The organism is Geodermatophilus sp. URMC 64 (assembly GCF_053502555.1).
Genome location: NZ_CP199955.1, coordinates 3,251,960 through 3,271,659, shown reverse-complemented (window position 1 = coordinate 3,271,659; position 19,700 = coordinate 3,251,960). Strand labels below are relative to the sequence as shown.

14 protein-coding genes and 1 tRNA gene are annotated in these 19,700 nt (G+C 73.6%); 13 read left to right on the top strand and 2 right to left on the bottom strand.

What is annotated here, in order from left to right:
- Nucleotides 1–41: 41 nt before the first annotated feature.
- From hisI to ACWIYF_RS15855, 11 genes are all read left to right on the top strand, one after another.
- Nucleotides 42–413 carry a phosphoribosyl-AMP cyclohydrolase gene (hisI, locus tag ACWIYF_RS15905; protein ID WP_448623793.1) on the top strand — a complete coding sequence of 124 codons (372 nt, stop codon included), beginning with the start codon at nt 42–44 and terminating at the stop codon, nt 411–413.
- Nucleotides 410–1,909 carry an anthranilate synthase component I gene (locus ACWIYF_RS15900; protein ID WP_448623792.1) on the top strand — a complete coding sequence of 500 codons (1,500 nt, stop codon included), beginning with the start codon at nt 410–412 and terminating at the stop codon, nt 1,907–1,909. Before hisI ends, ACWIYF_RS15900 begins: the two co-directional genes overlap by 4 nt.
- A complete protein-coding gene (locus ACWIYF_RS15895; protein ID WP_448623791.1) occupies nt 1,906–2,544 on the top strand; it encodes a Trp biosynthesis-associated membrane protein in 639 nt (212 codons plus the stop codon). Before ACWIYF_RS15900 ends, ACWIYF_RS15895 begins: the two co-directional genes overlap by 4 nt.
- A gap of 161 nt (nt 2,545–2,705) precedes the next feature.
- Entirely contained in the window at nt 2,706–3,539 is an 834-nt protein-coding gene (gene trpC, locus ACWIYF_RS15890; protein ID WP_448623790.1) for an indole-3-glycerol phosphate synthase TrpC, read from the top strand.
- A gap of 43 nt (nt 3,540–3,582) precedes the next feature.
- A complete protein-coding gene (gene trpB / locus ACWIYF_RS15885) occupies nt 3,583–4,932 on the top strand; it encodes a tryptophan synthase subunit beta (RefSeq protein WP_448623789.1) in 1,350 nt (449 codons plus the stop codon).
- Complete coding sequence (gene trpA, locus ACWIYF_RS15880; RefSeq protein ID WP_448623788.1) at nt 4,929–5,738, top strand: tryptophan synthase subunit alpha; 810 nt, start codon at nt 4,929–4,931, stop codon at nt 5,736–5,738. The genes trpB and trpA overlap by 4 nt, the downstream gene beginning before the upstream one ends.
- On the top strand, nt 5,735–6,703 hold the full coding sequence (gene lgt, locus ACWIYF_RS15875) for a prolipoprotein diacylglyceryl transferase (RefSeq protein WP_448623787.1): 969 nt from the start codon (nt 5,735–5,737) through the stop codon (nt 6,701–6,703). Before trpA ends, lgt begins: the two co-directional genes overlap by 4 nt.
- Before the next feature lie 306 nt (nt 6,704–7,009).
- Complete coding sequence (gene gltB, locus ACWIYF_RS15870) at nt 7,010–11,677, top strand: glutamate synthase large subunit (protein WP_448623786.1); 4,668 nt, start codon at nt 7,010–7,012, stop codon at nt 11,675–11,677.
- A complete protein-coding gene (locus ACWIYF_RS15865) occupies nt 11,670–13,160 on the top strand; it encodes a glutamate synthase subunit beta (protein WP_448623785.1) in 1,491 nt (496 codons plus the stop codon). The genes gltB and ACWIYF_RS15865 overlap by 8 nt, the downstream gene beginning before the upstream one ends.
- A 128-nt stretch (nt 13,161–13,288) precedes the next feature.
- Complete coding sequence (pyk, locus tag ACWIYF_RS15860) at nt 13,289–14,707, top strand: pyruvate kinase (protein WP_448623784.1); 1,419 nt, start codon at nt 13,289–13,291, stop codon at nt 14,705–14,707.
- A complete protein-coding gene (locus tag ACWIYF_RS15855; RefSeq protein ID WP_448623783.1) occupies nt 14,704–15,567 on the top strand; it encodes an acyl-CoA thioesterase in 864 nt (287 codons plus the stop codon). The genes pyk and ACWIYF_RS15855 overlap by 4 nt, the downstream gene beginning before the upstream one ends.
- Before the next feature lie 6 nt (nt 15,568–15,573).
- On the opposite strand, the gene ACWIYF_RS15850 is transcribed toward ACWIYF_RS15855, so the two are convergent.
- Nucleotides 15,574–17,250: a pyridoxal-dependent decarboxylase gene (locus ACWIYF_RS15850; RefSeq protein WP_448623782.1), complete on the bottom strand. Its 1,677-nt coding sequence runs from the start codon at nt 17,248–17,250 to the stop codon at nt 15,574–15,576.
- A gap of 66 nt (nt 17,251–17,316) precedes the next feature.
- Nucleotides 17,317–17,390, bottom strand: a tRNA-Leu gene (locus tag ACWIYF_RS15845).
- A 99-nt stretch (nt 17,391–17,489) separates the two neighbouring features.
- Between ACWIYF_RS15845 and ACWIYF_RS15840 the strand changes: the two genes are divergently transcribed.
- Together ACWIYF_RS15840 and ACWIYF_RS15835 are read left to right on the top strand one after the other, a co-directional pair.
- On the top strand, nt 17,490–18,089 hold the full coding sequence (locus ACWIYF_RS15840; protein ID WP_448623781.1) for an ANTAR domain-containing response regulator: 600 nt from the start codon (nt 17,490–17,492) through the stop codon (nt 18,087–18,089).
- A gap of 210 nt (nt 18,090–18,299) precedes the next feature.
- Entirely contained in the window at nt 18,300–19,631 is a 1,332-nt protein-coding gene (locus ACWIYF_RS15835; protein ID WP_448623780.1) for an ABC transporter substrate-binding protein, read from the top strand.
- Nucleotides 19,632–19,700: the final 69 nt, after the last annotated feature.

The following is a 19,700-nucleotide window of genomic DNA, read 5'->3' as shown; positions in this document are numbered from 1 at the left end:
CGCGCACCCGCCCCCGACCCGGTCCGGGGAGAATCGGCGCCATGTCCGCCGTCCCACCCGTCGAGTCCGCCCTGGACCCCGGCGTCGCCGCGCTGCTGCGCCGCGACCCCGGGGGCCTGGTCGCCGCCGTCGTCCAGCAGCACGACACCGGCGAGGTGCTCATGCTCGCCTGGATGGACGACGAGGCGCTGCACCGCACCCTGACCACCGGGCGGGCGACCTACTGGTCGCGCAGCCGCGGCGAGTACTGGGTGAAGGGCGAGACCTCCGGCCACCGGCAGTGGGTCCGCGACGTGCGCCTGGACTGCGACGGCGACGCGCTGCTCGTCCTCGTCGACCAGGAGGGGCCGGCCTGCCACACCGGGGAGCGCTCCTGCTTCCACCGGCCGCTGCCGGCGGAGGTGGCGGCGTGAGGCTCGGCGTCACGAGTCCCTCCCGGGAGGAGTTCGCGCGGCTCGAGCAGCCGGTCGTGCCGGTCACCCGGCGGCTGCTGGCCGACGGCGAGACCGCGGTGGGCATCTACCGCAAGCTCGCCGCGGGCCGCCCCGGCACCGTGCTGCTGGAGTCGGCCGAGCAGGGCAAGCAGTGGTCGCGGTTCAGCTTCGTCGGCGTGCGCAGCGCCGGTGTGCTCACCGAGCGGGACGGCGCCGCGCAGTGGCTGGGCGAGCCGATCCCCGGGCTCACCGACGGCCTGCCGGCCGATCCGCTGGCCGCCGTCCACGCGCTGGCGCGGGCCCTGCGCTCGCCGCGGACCGAGGAGCTGCCGCCGCTGACCGGCGGGCTGGTGGGCTACCTCGGCTACGACGTCGTCCGCCGGCTCGAGCGGCTGCCGGTGCGCAGCGCCGACGACCTCGGCATGCCCGAGCTGGCGATGATGCTGGTGACCGACCTCGCCGTCCTGGACCACCACGACGGCACGGTGCTGCTCATCGCCAACGCGCTGGACCGCTCGCCCGCCGCCTACGACGACGCGCTGACCCGGCTCGACGCCATGGCCGCCGACCTGGTGAAGGCGACCCCGCCGGGGGTCGCCGTCCTGGAGACCGCCGACGCGCCGCCGGTGGAGAGCAACATGGCCCCCGGGGTGTTCCAGGCTGGCGTGGAGCGGATCCGCGAGCACATCCGGGCCGGGGACGCCTTCCAGGTGGTGCTCAGCCAGCGTTTCGAGCTGGCCACCGACGTCGATGCCCTCGACCTGTACCGGGTGTTGCGCACCAGCAACCCGTCGCCGTACATGTACCTGCTGCGCTTCGCGGGGCGGGAGACGCCGTTCGACGTCGTGGGCTCCTCGCCGGAGGCGCTGGTGACGGTGACCGGCTCCTCGGCGGTCGTCCACCCGCCGGCCGGGACCCGGCCGCGCGGGGCGACGCCGGAGGAGGACCTCAAGCTCGCCGACGACCTGCTCGCCGACCCCAAGGAGCGGGCCGAGCACGTGATGCTGGTCGACCTGGCGCGCAACGACCTGGGCCGGGTCTGCGTGCCGGGTTCGGTCGAGGTGCCCGACTTCATGCGGATCGAGCACTACAGCCACGTCATGCACCTGGTCTCGACCGTCTCCGGGCAGGTGGAGCCCGGGCGCGACGCCCTCGACGTCTTCGACGCCACGTTCCCGGCGGGCACCGTCTCGGGGGCGCCGAAGCCGCGGGCGATGGAGATCATCGAGTCCCTGGAGCCCACCCGCCGGGCGCTGTACGCCGGCACCGTCGGCTACCTCGACGCCGGCGGTGACATGGACATGGCGATCGCGATCCGCACCGCGGTTCTGCACCAGGGGCGGGCGTACGTGCAGGCCGGCGCCGGGATCGTGGCCGACAGCGACCCGGCCACCGAGGAGGCCGAGACGCGGCACAAGGCCCGGGCGGTGCTCTCGGCGATCGCGACGGCGGAGGGCCTCCGGGAGGTCCGGTGAGTGCCGGACGGCAGCTGACGACGGCGGTCCTCGGGACGGCGGTCGCCGGCGGGCTGGCGCTGTTCGCCGCCGGCCAGCGCTGGGCGGAGGTGACCGTCGACCGGCCGCCGCCGCTGCCGCCCGTCGGCGGGGCGTTGACCGGCTCGGCCGCCGCGCCGCTGGTGCCGGCGATGGGGCTGCTGCTGCTCGCCGCGGCCGTCGCGCTGGTCGCCGTCCGCGGGGCCGCCCGGGCCGGCATCGGCCTGGTGCTGGCCGTCGCGGGTGGGGGGCTGGCCTGGTCGGGGATCGGCGCGCTCACCGGCCGGCTCGACGTCGCCGCCGCCGGGCTGCCGGTTCCCGGGGACGCGCTCGCGGACGCGCGCACCGATCTCGCGCCCGCGTGGCCGGTCGTCGTCCTGGCCGCCGGCCTGCTCGCCGCCGGCACCGGCGTCCTCGTCGTCCTCCGGGGCCGCACGTGGCCCGCGATGGGACGGCGCTACGAGCGCCCGGGCGCACCAGCCGCGGCACGACCGGCGCGCGAGCGGACGGAGGAGGATCGCGCGGCGGACGCCTGGCGTGCGCTGGACCGGGGCCTCGACCCCACCGCGGACCCGCCCGGGCGGGTGCCCGACGCGCCCGGCTCCGGGACGCAATAGCAGGTCGGCGGGCAGGCCGCAGCCCCGCCCCCAGGTCAGGGCGGTCCCGGACCCCTTCTAGAGTGAGTCCACCGATCCGGCTGGTGAGGGGACGTACCCGTGCAGAGTTCGAGAAACCCCGGAGGCGTGTGCGCAAGCCCACTCCGCGGCACGGTGGCGTCGTGACGGTGTCACCCGGCCACAACGGCAACGTGCTCGACTCGATCGTGGCCGGCGTCCGCGAGGACGTCGCCGCGCGCGAGGCGCTCACGCCCCTGGCGGAGGTCATGGCCGCCGGCCGCGACGCCCGCCCGGCGCTCGACGCCCTGGCCGCGCTGCGCGCCCCCGGCGTGGGCGTGATCGCCGAGGTGAAGCGGCAGAGCCCGTCGAAGGGTGCCCTGGCCGACATCCCGGACCCCGCGGAGCTGGCCCGCCAGTACGAGGCCGGGGGCGCGCGGGTCATCAGCGTGCTCACCGAGCGGCGCCGCTTCGGCGGGTCGCAGGCCGACCTCGACGCGGTCCGCGCCGCGGTCGACGTCCCGGTCCTGTGCAAGGACTTCGTGGTCTCCAGCTACCAGGTGCACGAGGCCCGCGCACACGGGGCCGACGTCGTCCTGCTGATCGTCGCCGCCCTGGAGCAGAACGCCCTGCTCGGCCTGCTCGAGCGGGTCGAGTCGCTCGGGATGACCGCGCTGGTCGAGGTGCACACCGAGGCCGAGGCCGACCGCGCGCTCGCCGCCGGCGCCTCGGTGATCGGCGTCAACGCCCGCGACCTGACCACCCTGCAGGTCGACCGGTCGACCTTCGAGCGGATCGCTCCCGGGCTGCCCTCCGGCGTGGTCAAGGTGGCCGAGTCCGGCGTCCGCGGCCCGCACGACCTGATCAGCTACGCGGCCGCCGGCGCCGACGCCGTCCTGGTGGGGGAGGGGCTGGTGACCGCGGGCGACGCCCGACAGGCGGTCGCCGACCTGGTCACCGCCGGGTCGCACCCGGCGACTCCCCGCACCACCCGCTGACCCCCTGCGCCGCAAAGGGCCCCCCACACGGGACAATCGGCGCATGACGACCAGCTCGCTGCACCCGCCCGAGGACCGACTCGTGCCGGCGCGCCCGAGCTGGCCGGACGAGACCGGGCACTTCGGGATCTTCGGCGGCCGCTTCGTGCCCGAGGCGCTGATCGCCGCGCTCGACGAGCTGACCGAGGCCTACGAGGCCATGCGGGTCGACCCCGCCTTCCTCGCCGAGTTCGACCGGCTGCAGCGCGACTACACCGGCCGGCCGAGCCCGATCACCGAGGTGCCGAAGTTCGCCGAGCACGCCGGCGGCGCGCGGGTCCTGCTCAAGCGCGAGGACCTCAACCACACCGGCTCCCACAAGATCAACAACGTGCTGGGTCAGGCGCTGCTGACCGAGCGGATCGGCAAGACCCGGGTCATCGCCGAGACCGGTGCCGGCCAGCACGGCGTCGCGACGGCGACCGCGGCCGCGCTGATGGGCCTGTCCTGCACGATCTACATGGGCGAGGAGGACACCCGCCGCCAGGCGCTCAACGTCGCCCGGATGCGGCTGCTCGGCGCCGAGGTCATCCCGGTCGCCACCGGCTCGCGCACCCTCAAGGACGCGATCAACGAGGCGTTCCGCGACTGGGTCACCAACGTCGAGACGACGAACTACGTCTTCGGCACCGTCGCCGGCCCGCACCCGTTCCCGGCGATGGTCCGCGACTTCCAGCGGGTCATCGGCGACGAGGCGCGCGCCCAGCTGCTCGAGCGGGAGGGCCGGCTGCCCGACGCCGTCCTGGCCTGCGTGGGCGGCGGCTCGAACGCGATCGGCATCTTCACCGCGTTCGTCCCCGACGAGGGCGTGCGGCTGGTCGGCCTGGAGGCCGGTGGGGACGGCGTCGACACCGGCCGGCACGCCGCCACGATCACCGGAGGGACGCCGGGGGTGCTGCACGGTGCCCGCTCCTACCTGCTGCAGGACGAGAACGGGCAGACGATCGAGTCGCACTCGATCAGCGCCGGTCTGGACTACCCGGGTGTGGGCCCGGAGCACTCCTACCTGCACGACATCGGCCGGGCCGAGTACCGCGCGGTCACCGACGCCGAGGCGATGGAGGCGTTCGCGCTGCTCTGCCGCACCGAGGGGATCATCCCGGCGATCGAGTCGGCTCACGCGCTGGCCGGGGCGCTGGTCCTCGGCCGCGAGCTGGGACCGGACGCCCTGCTGCTGGTCAACCTCTCCGGCCGCGGGGACAAGGACGTCGAGACCGCCTCGCGGTGGTTCGGGCTCGGCGACCACGACGACGCCGCCCCGGGCCCAGGTCTGGACACCGACCAGCAGCCCACCGAGGGCGCCGTGACCAACGACGAGGCCGTGGCCGGCCCGGACGCGGGAGAGGAACTGTGAGTCAGCTGGCGGACGTCCTCGCCAAGGCGAAGGCGGAGGACCGGGCGGCGCTGGTCGCCTACGTGCCGGTCGGCTACCCGAGCGTGCCGGGCTCCATCGCGGCGATGGTGGCCGCCGTCGAGAACGGCGCCGACGTCGTCGAGGTCGGCATCCCCTACAGCGACCCGGGCATGGACGGGCCGGTGATCCAGCAGGCGGTGGACGTCGCCGTCCGCGCCGGTGTCGGCATGCGCGACGTGCTGCGGGCCGTGGAGGCGGTGGCCGCCGCCGGCGCCGTCCCGGTGCCGATGAGCTACTGGAACCCCATCGAGCGCTACGGCGTCGACCGGTTCGCCCGTGACCTGGCCGCCGCCGGGGGAGCGGGGGCGATCACGCCCGACCTCATCCCGGAGGAGGCGGCGGAGTGGATCGCCGCCTCCGACGCGCACGACCTGGACCGCGTCTTCCTGGTGGCCCCGTCGTCGACCGAGGCCCGGCTGCGCTCGACCACGGCCGCCTGCCGCGGGTTCGTCTACGCCGCCTCCACGATGGGCGTCACCGGCACCCGGGCCACGGTGGGTGACGCCGCCGAGCGGCTGGTGGCCCGGACCCGGGCCGCGGCGCCCGACCTCGCCGTCTGCGTCGGCCTCGGCGTCTCGAACGGCGACCAGGCCGCCGAGGTGGCCGGGTTCGCCGACGGGGTCATCGTCGGCTCGGCGTTCGTGCGGGTGCTGCTGGACGCCGACGACGAGCCGGCCGCCACCGCCGCCGCGGGCCGGCTGGCCGCCGAGCTCGCCGAGGGCGTCCGCCGGCGGGGCACCTCGTGACCCTCGCGTCCATCCCGAGCCCGGCGCAGGGCGTCTGGGAGCTCGGGCCGCTGCCCGTGCGGGCCTACGCGCTGTGCATCATCGCCGGGATCGTCGTCTGCTGCTGGATCAGCGAGAAGCGGTGGGTGGCCCGCGGCGGCGCGCCCGGTGACGTGCTCGACATCGCCGTGTGGGCGGTGCCGTTCGGGATCGTCGGCGGCCGGCTCTACCACGTGCTCACCACCCCCGAGCCGTACTTCGGCGAGGGCGGCGAGCCGCTGAAGGCGTTCGCCATCTGGGAGGGCGGCCTCGGCATCTGGGGTGCGATCGCGCTCGGCGGTGTGGGCGCCTGGATCGCCTGCCGGCGCCGGAAGATCCCGTTGCCGGCCTTCGCCGACGCGATCGCCCCGGGCATCCTCGTCGCCCAGGCGATCGGCCGGCTCGGGAACTGGTTCAACCAGGAGCTCTACGGCAGCCCGACCGATCTGCCCTGGGCGCTGCAGATCGATCCGGCCCACCGGGTGGCCGGGTACGAGGACGTCGCCACCTACCACCCGACGTTCCTCTACGAGCTGGTGTGGAACCTGCTCGCCGCGGGCATCGTGGTCTGGGCGGACCGGCGCTTCCGGCTCGGCCACGGCCGCGCGTTCGCCCTCTACGTGGCGCTGTACTGCCTGGGCCGGGGCTGGATCGAGATGCTGCGCATCGACACCGCGGAGCACTTCTTCGGCCTGCGGCTCAACGTCTTCACCTCGATCGTCGTCGGCCTGCTGGCCGTCGCGTACCTGGTCTGGCAGCGCGGCCGGCCGCGCGAGGTGATCACCCGGGGCGCGACGAAGGCCACACCCGGCCGCGGACGCCCCGCGACCGGGGCGAAGGACCGCGCGGGCGCCACCGGAGGCGCCGGGGACGCGGCGGCACCCGTCCGCGGACGAGCCGCCGACCAGGGCGAACAGGCCCACGACCCGCGGGACGCGCCCGGCTGACCGGGACGCGCCGCGGCCGATGTCCGATCGCACGAGTCTTGTGTTACGGCTGTGTACGCTTCTGCCCAGACCCACCAGCGATCCTGGGCGGGTCGGACCTCGTCGGAACCGGGCCAGCGCCGCCCCGCGGACGACAGCCCAGCGGACACCAGCCCGGTGGGCTCGGGAGCGCTGCCACCTCGGGATGTACGTCGTCCTCGGGCGCGCCGTGCTCCCCCTGCCGTCCACCACCCTTTGAGACCACCCGGCCCCTGCCCGCGAACCGCCCCTCCGAGGGTGCGGGTGCCAGCCGACGACGGGAGTGACATGTCCGACCTCACCGCCCCCGCCACGACGCGCTCGTCCGGGCAGGCCGTCCCGTTCTCCGCCGTGCCGCCGGCCTCCGGCCTGTACGACCCGGCGAACGACAAGGACGCCTGCGGTGTCGCCTTCGTCGCCGACGCCAAGGGACGCCGCTCGCGGGCGATCGTGGCCGCCGGGCTCACCGCGCTGCACAACCTCGACCACCGCGGCGCCGCCGGGTCCGAGCCGAACTCCGGTGACGGTGCCGGGATCCTGACCCAGATCCCCGACGCGCTGCTGCGCGCCAACGTCGACTTCGACCTGCCCCCGCTCGGCGAGTACGCCGTCGGCGTCGCCTTCCTGCCCGTCGACGAGCGCGAGCGCGCCCAGCGGGTCGAGGACGTCGCCCGGCTGGCCGGCGAGGAGGGGCTGACCGTCCTCGGCTGGCGCGAGCTGCCCGTCGACCCCGGGGGCGCCGACGTCGGCCCCACGGCGCTGGCCGTGATGCCCCACTTCGCCCAGCTGTTCGTCGCCGAGACGATGGCGGCGCGCGCCGACGACAAGGCCTTCGGCGGCCCGGTGACGTGCAACGGGGTGACCCGCCTGGAGCGGCGCGCCTTCGTGCTGCGCAAGCGGGCCGAGCGGTCCGCGCGGGAGGCCGGCAGCTCCCTCTACCTCGCCTCGCTGTCGTCGCGCACCCTCACCTACAAGGGCATGCTGACCACCGACCAGCTGCCGGCGTTCTTCCCCGACCTGCGCGACGAGCGCTACGAGTCGGCGATCGCCCTGGTGCACAGCCGGTTCTCGACCAACACCTTCCCCAGCTGGCCGCTGGCGCACCCGTTCCGGGTGATCGCGCACAACGGCGAGATCAACACCATCAAGGGCAACCGCAACCGCATGCGGGCCCGCGAGGCGATGCTCGACACCGAGCTGTTCGACGCCCCCGAGGGCAGCCCGGCCGCCGAGCTCGGCCTCGAGCGGATCTTCCCGGTCACCGCCAGCGACTTCAGCGACTCGGCCACCTTCGACGAGGTGCTCGAGCTGCTGCACCTGTCGGGCCGCACGCTGCCGCACGCGGTGCTGATGATGATCCCGGAGGCGTGGGAGAACCACGAGGAGATGGACCCGGAGCGCCGGGCCTTCTACCGGTTCCACGCGTCGATCATGGAGCCGTGGGACGGGCCGGCCGCGGTCGCGTTCACCGACGGCACGCTCATCGGCGCCGTCCTCGACCGCAACGGGCTGCGCCCCGGCCGCTGGTGGCACACCCGCGACGACCTCGTCGTCCTGGCCAGCGAGGTCGGCGTCCTGGACATCCCGGCCGCCGACGTCGTGGCCAAGGGCCGGCTGCAGCCGGGCCGGATGTTCCTCGTCGACACCGCCGCCGGGCGGATCGTCTCCGACGAGGAGGTCAAGGGCGACCTGGCCGCCGCGCAGCCCTACGACGACTGGCTGCACGCCGGCCTGGTGCAGCTGCCCTCGCTGCCCGAGCGGCGCCGGGCCCGGCCGAGCCACGAGTCCGTCGTCCGCCGGCAGCTGATGTTCGGCTACACGGAGGAGGAGCTGCGCGTCCTGCTGACGCCGATGGCGTCCTCCGGCGCGGAGCCGATCGGCTCGATGGGCACCGACACCCCGGTCGCGGCGCTGTCGGACCGCTCCCGGCTGCTCTACGACTACTTCGGCCAGCTGTTCGCCCAGGTGACCAACCCGCCGCTGGACGCCATCCGCGAGGAGCTGGTGACCAGCCTCGGGCGCACCTTCGGCCCGGAGCAGAACCTGCTGCAGGCCGTCCCGGCCTCGTGCCGGCAGGTCTTCCTGCCCTACCCGATCATCGACAACGACGAGCTGGCCAAGATCCTGCACATCGACGACGACGGCGACCTGCCCGGGTTCGCCGCCGTCCGGATCACCGGCCACTTCGACGTCAACGGCGGCGGCCCCGCCCTCGCCCAGGCCATCGAGGACCTGCGGATCAAGGTCAGCAAGGCGATCGCGGCCGGGGCGCGGATCATCGTGCTCTCCGACCGCGACGCCGACGAGCGCCGCGCGCCCATCCCGTCGCTGCTCATGACCTCCGCGGTGCACCACCACCTGATCCGGCAGAAGACCCGGATGAAGGTCGGCCTGGTCGTGGAGTCAGGCGACTGCCGCGAGGTGCACCACGTCGCGCTGCTGCTCGGCTACGGCGCCGCCGCGGTCAACCCGTACCTGGCCTTCGAGAGCGTCGAGGACCTGATCCGCGACGGCTCGCTGGTCGGCGTGGAGCCGGCCCAGGCCGTCCGCAACATGATCAAGGCCATGGGCAAGGGCGTCCTGAAGGTCATGAGCAAGATGGGCATCAGCACCGTCGGCTCGTACACGATGGCGCAGATCTTCGAGGCCATCGGCCTCTCGCACGACGTCGTCGACGAGTACTTCACCGGCACCTCCGCGCCCCTGGGCGGGGTCGGCATCGACGTCCTCGCCGAGGAGGTGGTCATGCGCCACCGCCGCGCGTACCCGCCGAACCCGACCGAGCGGGCGCACCGCCGGCTGGAGACCGGCGGTGAGTACCAGTGGCGCCGCGAGGGCGAGGTGCACCTGTTCAACCCCGAGACGGTGTTCCTGCTCCAGCACGCCACCCGCTCGCGGCAGTACGAGGTGTTCCAGCGCTACACCGACACCGTCGACCGGCTCTCGCACGAGGCCGCGACGCTGCGCGGCCTGTTCGACATCAAGAAGGGCGCGCGCCCGCCGGTGCCGATCGAGGAGGTCGAGCCGGTCAGCGAGATCGTCAAGCGGTTCTCCACCGGCGCGATGAGCTACGGCTCCATCTCGCAGGAGGCCCACGAGACGCTCGCCATCGCGATGAACCGCCTCGGCGGCAAGTCGAACACCGGCGAGGGCGGCGAGGACCCGAACCGGTTCACCCCCGACCCGAACGGCGACCTGCGCCGCTCGGCGATCAAGCAGGTCGCGAGCGGGCGGTTCGGCGTCACCAGCGAGTACCTGGTCAACGCCGACGACATCCAGATCAAGATGGCCCAGGGCGCCAAGCCCGGCGAGGGCGGCCAGCTGCCGGGCCAGAAGGTCTACCCGTGGGTGGCGCGCACCCGGCACTCGACGCCGGGCGTCGGGCTGATCAGCCCGCCGCCGCACCACGACATCTACTCGATCGAGGACCTCAAGCAGCTCATCCACGACCTGAAGAACGCCAACAACGAGGCGCGGGTCCACGTCAAGCTGGTCTCCGAGGTCGGTGTCGGCACGGTCGCGGCCGGCGTGAGCAAGGCGCACGCCGACGTCGTCCTGATCTCCGGCCACGACGGCGGAACGGGCGCGGCGCCGCTGACCTCGCTCAAGCACGCCGGCTCGCCGTGGGAGCTCGGCCTCGCCGAGACCCAGCAGACGCTGCTGGCCAACGGGCTGCGCGACCGGATCGTCGTGCAGTGCGACGGGCAGATGAAGACCGGCCGCGACGTGCTCATCGCGGCGCTGCTCGGGGCGGAGGAGTACGGCTTCGCGACCGCGCCGCTGGTGGTCTCCGGCTGCATCATGATGCGGGTCTGCCACCTGGACACCTGCCCGGTCGGCGTCGCCACGCAGAACCCGGAGCTGCGCAAGCGGTTCACCGGGCGCCCGGAGTTCGTGGTCACCTTCTTCGAGTTCCTGGCCGAGCAGGTGCGCTCGTACCTGGCCGAGCTGGGCTTCCGCTCGCTGGACGAGGCGATCGGCCACGCCGAGCTGCTGGACACCCGCGCCGCGGTGGACCACTGGAAGGCCGCCGGGCTCGACCTCTCGCCGATCCTGGTGATCCCGGAGCTGCCCGACGGCGCGCCGCTGCACCGGGTGCGCACGCAGGACCACGGCCTCGACGTCGCGCTGGACCAGACCCTGATCCAGCTGTGCGAGGGCGCGCTGCTCGACGCCCGGCCGGTCAGCCTCGAACTGCCGGTCCGCAACGTCAACCGGACCGTCGGCACGATGCTCGGCTCGATGGTGACCCGCCGCTTCGGCGGCGAGGGCCTGCCCGACGGCACGATCGACCTGACCTTCACCGGGTCGGCCGGCCAGAGCTTCGGCGCCTTCCTGCCCGGCGGCATCACCATGCGGCTGTTCGGCGACGCCAACGACTACGTCGGCAAGGGCCTCTCCGGCGGGCGGATCGTCGTCCGCCCGGCCCGGGAGGCGACCTTCGCCGCCGAGGACAACGTCGTCGCCGGGAACGTGATCGCCTACGGCGCGACCGGGGGCGAGATCTTCCTGCGCGGCCGGGTCGGCGAGCGGTTCTGCGTCCGCAACTCCGGCGCCCTGGCGGTCGTCGAGGGCGTGGGCGACCACGCGCTCGAGTACATGACCGGTGGCCGCGCGGTGATCCTCGGCCCGACCGGCCGCAACGTCGCCGCCGGCATGTCGGGTGGCATCGCGTACGTGCTCGACCTCGCCCGGCACCGGGTCAACACCGAGATGGTGGACGTCGACCCGCTGGACGGCGAGGCGGCGCAGTGGCTGCGCGACGTGCTCGTGCGCTACTCCGAGGACACCGAGTCGCCGGTCGCGGCGGCGCTGCTGGCCGACTGGGGCCGGTGGGCCGAGCAGTTCAGCGTGATCATGCCGCGCGACTACCGGCGGGCGCTGGAGGCCCAGCGGATGGCCGAGGCCAACGGCACCGACGTCGACCTTGCACTGATGGAGGCTGCTCGTGGCTGACAGCACGGGATTTCTGAAGTTCGAGCGCAAGCTCCCGCCGCGCCGTCCGGTCGACCTGCGCCTGCTGGACTGGAAGGACGTCTACCTGTCCCGCCAGAGCGGTGAGGACGAGGTCTTCCCGCTGAGCACCGTGCGCGAGCAGGCCGCCCGCTGCATGGACTGCGGCATCCCGTTCTGCCACCACGGCTGCCCGCTGGGCAACCTGATCCCGGAGTGGAACGACCTCGCCCGCCGGGACGACTGGACCGAGGCGATCGAGCGGCTGCACGCGACCAACAACTTCCCGGAGTTCACCGGGAAGCTGTGCCCGGCGCCGTGCGAGGGCTCCTGCGTGCTGAACCTGCAGGAGTCGCCGGTCACGATCAAGCAGATCGAGTGGGAGATCATCGACCAGGCCTTCCAGCGCGACCTGGTCAAGCCGGTGACCCCGCAGGAGCGGACCGGCAGGAAGGTCGCCGTCGTCGGCTCCGGGCCGGCCGGCCTGGCCGCCGCCCAGCAGCTGACCCGCGCCGGGCACGACGTGACCGTCTACGAGCGGGCCGACCGCATCGGCGGGCTGCTCCGCTACGGCATCCCCGAGTTCAAGATGGAGAAGGCGGTCCTCGACCGGCGGCTGGACCAGATGCGCGCCGAGGGCACCCGGTTCGTCACCGGTGTCGAGGTCGGCGGGCCGGGGGAGGACGATCTGTCGGTCGAGGCGCTGCGCGCCGAGTTCGACGCCGTCGTGCTCGCCGGCGGCGCCACCATCGGCCGCGACCTGCCCGCCCCGGGCCGGGAGCTCTCCGGCATCCACCTGGCGATGGAGTACCTGCCCTTCGGCAACCGCCAGGCGCTGGGCGAGCTCGACGAGCCGCCGATCACCGCGACCGGCAAGCACGTCGTGATCATCGGCGGCGGTGACACCGGCGCCGACTGCCTCGGCACCGCGCACCGCCAGGGGGCGCTGTCGGTGACCCAGCTGGAGATCATGCCCGCGCCGCCGGACCGCCGGGACCCCGGCAGCAACCCGTGGCCGACCTACCCGATGATCATGCGGGTCTCCAGCGCCCACGAGGAGGGCGGGGAGCGGCTGTACGCGGTCAACACCGAGCGCTTCCTCGGCGACGAGAACGGTCACGTGCGGGCGCTGGTGATCCACGAGGTCGAGCGCGTCGACGGGAAGTTCCAGAAGATCGAGGGCACCGAGCAGGAGCTGCCCGCCGAGCTCGTGCTGCTCGCGATGGGCTTCACCGGCGCGCAGCGCGCGGGCCTGGTCGACGGCCTGGGCGTCGAGGTCGACGGGCGGGGCAACGTGGCCCGCGACGCCGAGTTCATGTCCACCGTGCCCGGTGTCTTCGTGGCCGGCGACATCGGCCGCGGCCAGTCGCTGATCGTCTGGGCGATCGCCGAGGGCCGCGCGGCCGCCGGCGCCGTCGACAGCTGGCTGACCGGCGAGTCGATGCTGCCCCGGCCGATCACCCCCACTGCGGTGGCGCTGCGGTAAGCAGCACGACCTGCCGGCCGAGCCGGGTCCCCACAGCGGGACCTGGCCCGCGTCGTCCTGGTGGGCCGTGTGAGCGCTCACAGGGGTCTTCCCGGCGGCGCGGGGGACGGCCGGATAGCGTTTGCGGCATGTCCCGCCGCGCCAAGATCGTCTGCACCCTCGGGCCGGCGACCAGTTCCCTGGAGCAGGTCACCGCCCTCGTCGAAGCCGGGATGGACGTCGCCCGGCTGAACTTCAGCCACGGGTCGCACGCCGACCACCAGGCTGCCTACACCGTGGTGCGGCAGGCCTCCGATCGCACCGGCCACGCCGTCGCCGTGCTGGCCGACCTGCAGGGCCCGAAGATCCGGCTCGGGACGTTCGCCGACGGCCCGGTCGTCTGGGAGACCGGCAGCCGGGTGTGCATCACCGTCGCGGACGTCGAGGGGACGGCGGAGCGCGTCTCCACGACCTACAAGGGCCTCGCCGACGACGTCCGCGTCGGCGACCGCCTGCTCGTCGACGACGGCAAGCTCTCGCTGTCCGTGGTCGACGTCGACGGGCCGGACGTCTGGTGCCTGGTGGTCGAGGGCGGCCCGGTCTCCAACAACAAGGGCCTGTCGCTGCCCGGCGTGGCGGTGAGCGTGCCGGCCCTGTCCGAGAAGGACGAGGAGGACCTGCGCTTCGCGCTGCACCTGTCGGCCGACTTCATCGCGCTCTCGTTCGTCCGCTCGCCCGCGGACGTCGACCTCGTCCGCGAGATCATGCGCCGGGAGGACGTCGACGTCCCGGTCATCGCCAAGCTGGAGAAGCCGGAGGCGATCGACAACCTGGAGGCGATCGTCGAGGCCTTCGACGGCATCATGGTGGCCCGCGGCGACCTGGGCGTGGAGCTGCCGCTGGAGCAGGTGCCGCTGGTGCAGAAGCGGGCGGTCCAGGCCGCGCGCGAGCGGAACAAGCCGGTCATCGTCGCCACGCAGATGCTCGAGTCGATGATCGGCTCCTCGCGGCCGACCCGCGCCGAGGCCTCCGACGTCGCCAACGCCGTCCTCGACGGCGCCGACGCGGTGATGCTGTCGGGGGAGACCTCCGTCGGGAAGCACCCGATCGCCGCCGTCCGGACGATGGAACGGATCATCGACGCGGTCGAGAGCCACAACAGCGTCTCGGTGCCGGAGCTGTACCGCCGCTCGCGTTCGCGCTCCAGCGCGATCGTCCGCGCCGCCAAGGACGTGGGGGAGACCCTCGACGTCAAGGCGCTGGCCACCTTCACGCAGACCGGCGACACTGCCCGCCGGCTGGCCGCCCTGCACCCGAGGCAGCCGCTCCTGGCCTTCACCGTCGACGCGCGGGTGCGCAGCCAGCTGGCGCTGTCCTGGGGGGTGGAGACGTTCATCGTGCCGTCGGTCGCGCACACCGACGACATGGTCCGCCAGGTGGACTTCTCGCTGCTGTCGATCGGCCGGCTCAAGGAGGGTGACCGGGTCGTCGTGGTGGCAGGCAGCCCGCCCAACACGGTGGGCTCGACCAACCTGATCCGCGTGCACGAGGTGGGCACGGACTCATGACGTCGACCGTCGCGCCGCTGATGGCTGTGCTCGCCCTCGAGGAGCGCGACGGCGACGTCTTCGTGGGCCAGACCCCGTCGGCGACCCAGCAGCGGATCTTCGGCGGCCAGGTGGCCGGTCAGGCGCTGATGGCGGCGGGGCTGACCGTGCCGGGGGAGCGGGGGGTGCACTCGCTGCACTCCTACTTCCTGCGGCCGGGCGACCCGGCGGAGGAGATCCGCTACTCCGTCGACCGCATCCGTGACGGCCGGACGTTCAGCACCCGGCGGGTCCTGGCCCACCAGCGGCGCAAGGGCGAGGACGTCGCGATCTTCGGGCTGACCGCCGACTTCACGGCCGGCGAGCAGCCGGTCGCGGAGCACGCGCTGCCGATCCCGGACGTCGCGGGGCCGGAGGGGCTGCCGGGCATCCCGGACATGTACGCCCGGCACCCCGAGCGCGCCGCGTGGATGCACGCCATGGGCCAGGCGGTCGAGCAGCGCTTCCTCGAGGACCCGTTCGTGCCGGTGGCGAAGACGCCGCCGGACACTCAGCACCGCACGTGGCTGCGGGTGCGCGGGCGGCTGCCCGACGACGCCGCCGTCCACGCCGCGGCGCTGACCTTCGCCAGCGACCTCACCCTGCTGTCGGCGGGCGTGGCCCGGCTCGGCGTCGGCTGGGGCGCGTTCATCGGCGCCAGCCTCGACCACGCGGTCTGGTTCCACCGGCCGTTCCGGCCGGACGAGTGGTTCCTCTACGAGGGGGACAGCCCGGTCGCCTCGGCAGGCCGGGCGCTGTGCCTCGGCCAGATCTGGGCGTCCGACGGCACGCACGTCGCCACGGTCGCCCAGGAGGGGCTCATCCGGTCCCTGTCGGACTGACAGGGGTCAGGACGGCGCCGGCAGGTCCTCCTGCGCCGCCGCCTGGGTGAGCGTCTCGTCCTGGGCCGCCGGCGTGTCCACGGGCGCCGGCTCCTCGGGCTGCGGCTCGGCCGCGGCGGCCTGCTCCGCGGCCTCGGCGGCCGCGCGTTCGGCGGCGGCGCGCTCGGCGGCCGCGCGTTCGGCCGCGGCCCGGGCCGCGGCCTGCTCCGCCGCCCGCTGGGCCGCCTGGTCGGCGAAGTCGGCGGCCAGCCAGTCGTGGTTCTCGCACAGCAGCGCCCACACCCGCTCCACGTGCGTGCGCGTGGTCGCCGGCGCGCCGATCGCCACGCGCAGCACCACCTGCCCGCCGACCGTGGTGTGGGTCAGGAACACCTCGCCGCCGTCGTTGAGCCGCTCGAGCAGCGTCATCGTGGCGACGTCGGCGTCGACGTCGCCGGCCCACCGGGGCCGCAGGCACACCAGCGAGTACGGGTGCCTGGTCACCACGTCGAAGCGGTCGTCGGCGTCGGCCCAGCCGGCCAGCTCCTGGGCCAGCGCGACGCACCCGCGGATGTGCTCGCGCAGCCCCTCGGCCCCGTACCAGCGCAGCACGAACCACAGCTTGAGCGCCCGGAAGCGCCGGCCCAGCTCGATCTGCCAGTCGCGGTAGTCGACGACCGCGCCGGCGTCGGTGGCCGCGTTGCGCAGGTACTCGGGCAGGATCGCCAGCGCCCCGGTGAGGGCGGCGCGGTCGGCGACCCAGAACAGGGTCGCGTCGAAGCCGGTGAGCAGCCACTTGTGCGCGTCGGTGGTGTAGCTGTCGGCCCACTCGACGCCCGCCTGCAGGCCGCGCAGCTCCGGGACGACGCCGCTGACGCCCGCGTAGGCGGCGTCGACGTGCAGCCACACGCCCGCGTCGCGGCAGACGGGGCCCAGTTCGGCGAGCGGGTCGATCGCCGTCGTCGACGTCGTCCCGACCGTGGCGCAGACCAGCACCGGCGTGTAGCCGCGGGCGACGTCGCGCTCCAGCCGCGCCTTGAGCGATGCCGGGCGCATGGCCAGGTCGCCGTCCACCTCGACGATGCGGACGGCGTCGCTGCCCAGCCCGGCGATGCGCACCGCCTTCTCCATCGACGAGTGCGTCTCGGCCGACACGTAGACGGTGGCCCGCTCGGGCTCCACACCGTGCCGCACGGTCGCGCCCTTGCTCGCCCGGTGCAGGGCGGCGAGGAGCGCGACGAGGTTGGCGCCGGAGCTGGAGTCCTGGATCACGCCGCCGCCGGCACCGGTGGACAGGAAGGACTCCGGCAGGCCCAGCAGCCCGGCGAACCAGTCGAGGACGTGCTGCTCGAGCTCGGTCGCGGCGGGGCTGGTCACCCACGACATGCCCTGCACCCCGAGTCCGGCCGAGACCAGGTCACCCAGCACCGACGGCCCGGACGTGTTGGCGGGGAAGTAGCCGAAGAAGCCGGGGTGCTGCCAGTGGGTGACGCCGGGCAGGACGACGCGCTCGAGGTCGGCCAGGACGGCGGAGACCGGCTCGCCCTGCTCCGGCGGCGACTCCGGCAGCGCGCCGCGGACGTCGCCCGGGGAGACCTGCGAGCGGACCGGGAACGAGCCGATGCGCGTCCAGTAGTCGGCGATCCAGTCGACGACATCGTGGCCGTGCTGGCGGAACTGCTCGGGCGTCATGTGGCCGGTCACACCCTGAACCTATGGCCCGCCGCTCCGCCGCGGCCGACCGGGCTTTCCGTACCGAAAGCCTGCAGGTGCCCCCGGTGCGACTCGAACGCACACTGCGCGGGTTTTGAATCCGCTCCCTCTGCCGATTGGGGTACGGGGGCGCGCCGGGATGTCCCGGCCAGAGCAGGGTAGCCGCCGGTCCCATCGACGTGGCGCACCGCACCGGCAGGGCACAGCGGTCCTCGATAGGCTTCCCGGTCGTGAGCAGCGAGACGACCCGGGTCCTCATCGCCGAGGACGAGGCGCTGATCCGCCTCGACCTCAAGGAGATGCTGGAGGAGGAGGGCTACACCGTCGTGGCCGAGGTGGGCGACGGTCAGCAGGCCGTCGACCAGGCGCAGCAGCTGCGCCCCGACCTGGTCATCCTCGACATCCAGATGCCCGTCCTCGACGGCCTGTCGGCCGCCGAGCAGATCGCGGGGGCGCGCACCGCCCCGGTCATCGTGCTCACGGCGTTCAGCCAGCGGGAGCTCGTGGAGCGCGCCCGGGACGCGGGCGCCATGGCGTACCTGGTCAAGCCGTTCTCCAAGAACGACCTCGTGCCGGCCATCGAGGTGGCCCGCGCCCGGTTCGCCGAGATGACCGCCCTCGACGGTGAGGTCCGCACGCTCGAGGAGCGGCTGGAGGCCCGCAAGATCGTCGAGAAGGCCAAGGGCAAGCTCATGGCCGAGCGGGGGATCACCGAGGCGGAGGCGTTCCGGTGGATCCAGCGGACGGCGATGAACGAGCGCACCTCCATGAAGGCGCTGGCCCAGAAGCTGCTCGCCGCGGACGCCGCCGCGGAGGGCTCGCCCGCCTGAGCACTCCGGTGCGGGGCCGCTTCCGTGACGCTGCGTGAGCGGGCTGCATCGGGGACGCCCGCGAGGTCACGACCTCATCACGGAACGTCTCGGGGCAGGCGTCCAGGCCACTCCCTGCAGTTAGGTTCGGCGCACTGATCGGGCCCCCCCGACCGGCTCCTTCGCCGTGCGGGTGCCCGCGGAGCGACGCACGACACTGGGAGTTGCTTGATGCGCACTGGCATTACCGCCCGCAGCATCGCCGTCTCCGGTGCCGCCCTGCTCGCGCTCGCCGCCTGTGGCGGCGGTGGCGGCGACGACGGCGGCGACACGGGCACAGGAGAGAGCGGCGAGAAGCAGGTCAACGTCTACGGGACCGACGGCAACATGGGCAACGCCCTGGGAGAGGACTTCCAGGACTCGGGGTCCCTCGCCGGCATGGGCGGCACCACGCCCCTGACCGACCTCGGCGACGACTTCAAGAACCGGCTGAAGGAAGTCGACCCCGCCCTGCAGGACTACAACTACGCCGGTGAGTCCTACGACGCCGTCGTGATCGCCTCGCTGGCCGCGACGATGGCCGGCACGAACGACGCCAACGTCTTCAAGGCCTACGTCAACGGCGTGACCTTCGGCGGCGACAAGTGCACCGACTACGCCAGCTGCCTGGAGATCATCAGCGGCGGCGGCAACCCGGACTACGACGGCGTCACCGGTCCGCTGAGCTTCACCGACGCCGGTGAGCCGGCGCAGGCGAGCTTCGCGCTCCTGCACTTCGGCGACGACAACGCGCTCGACGAGTCGCAGACCGAGTACGTCATCGCGGGCGACGAGGCCAACGCGGCCTCCGACGAGGGCCCGGCCCCGGCTCCGGCCGCGACCGGTGGTGCGCCGCTGGTCGTCGGCACGCTGCTGCCGCTGACCGGTGACCTCGCCTTCCTCGGCCCGCCGGAGGTCGCCGGCGTCAAACTGGCGATCGCCGACATCAACGCCGCGGGCGGCGTCTTCGGTCAGCCGGTCCAGCTGGTCGAGGGTGACTCCGGCGACGCCTCCACCGACACCGCGACGCAGACCGTCGACCGCCTGCTGCAGGCGAACGTCAACGTGATCGTCGGCGCGGCGGCCTCGGGCGTGAGCCTCACGGTCATCGACCGGATCACCGGTGCCGGCGTCATGCAGATCTCGCCGGCGAACACGTCCGACCAGTTCACGACCTACAACGACAACGGGCTCTACTTCCGGACGGCGCCGCCGGACGTGCTGCAGGCCCAGGCGCTGGCGGACCTGATCCAGGCGGACGGCAACAACACCGTCGGCATCCTGGCCCGCAACGACCCGTACGGCACGGGTCTGGCCGACAACACCGAGAAGGACCTGATCGCGGCCGGCCTCAGCCAGGGCGACATCAAGAAGATCATCTACGACCCGACGGCGTCGAACTTCGACTCCGAGGTGCAGCAGATGGTCGACTTCAACCCCGACGCGATCGTGGTGATCGGGTTCGAGGAGTCGTCGAAGATCATCCAGGGTCTCAACGCCCAGGGCATCGGCCCGCAGCGCTGACCCCAGCTCCACCACGGAGGCCCGGTACCCGCGAGGGTGCCGGGCCTCCGTGCCGTTCGGGGTGGGTCC

What these genes read in the sequence shown, in the direction of transcription:
- gltB (WP_448623786.1), top strand. Translation starts at nt 7,010, where the DNA reads ATGTCCGACCTCACCGCCCCCGCCACGACGCGCTCGTCCGGGCAGGCC.
- hisI (WP_448623793.1), top strand. Translation starts at nt 42, where the DNA reads ATGTCCGCCGTCCCACCCGTCGAGTCCGCCCTGGACCCCGGCGTCGCC.
- pyk (WP_448623784.1), top strand. Translation starts at nt 13,289, where the DNA reads ATGTCCCGCCGCGCCAAGATCGTCTGCACCCTCGGGCCGGCGACCAGT.
- ACWIYF_RS15855 (WP_448623783.1), top strand. Translation starts at nt 14,704, where the DNA reads ATGACGTCGACCGTCGCGCCGCTGATGGCTGTGCTCGCCCTCGAGGAG.
- trpB (WP_448623789.1), top strand. Translation starts at nt 3,583, where the DNA reads ATGACGACCAGCTCGCTGCACCCGCCCGAGGACCGACTCGTGCCGGCG.
- ACWIYF_RS15835 (WP_448623780.1), top strand. Translation starts at nt 18,300, where the DNA reads ATGCGCACTGGCATTACCGCCCGCAGCATCGCCGTCTCCGGTGCCGCC.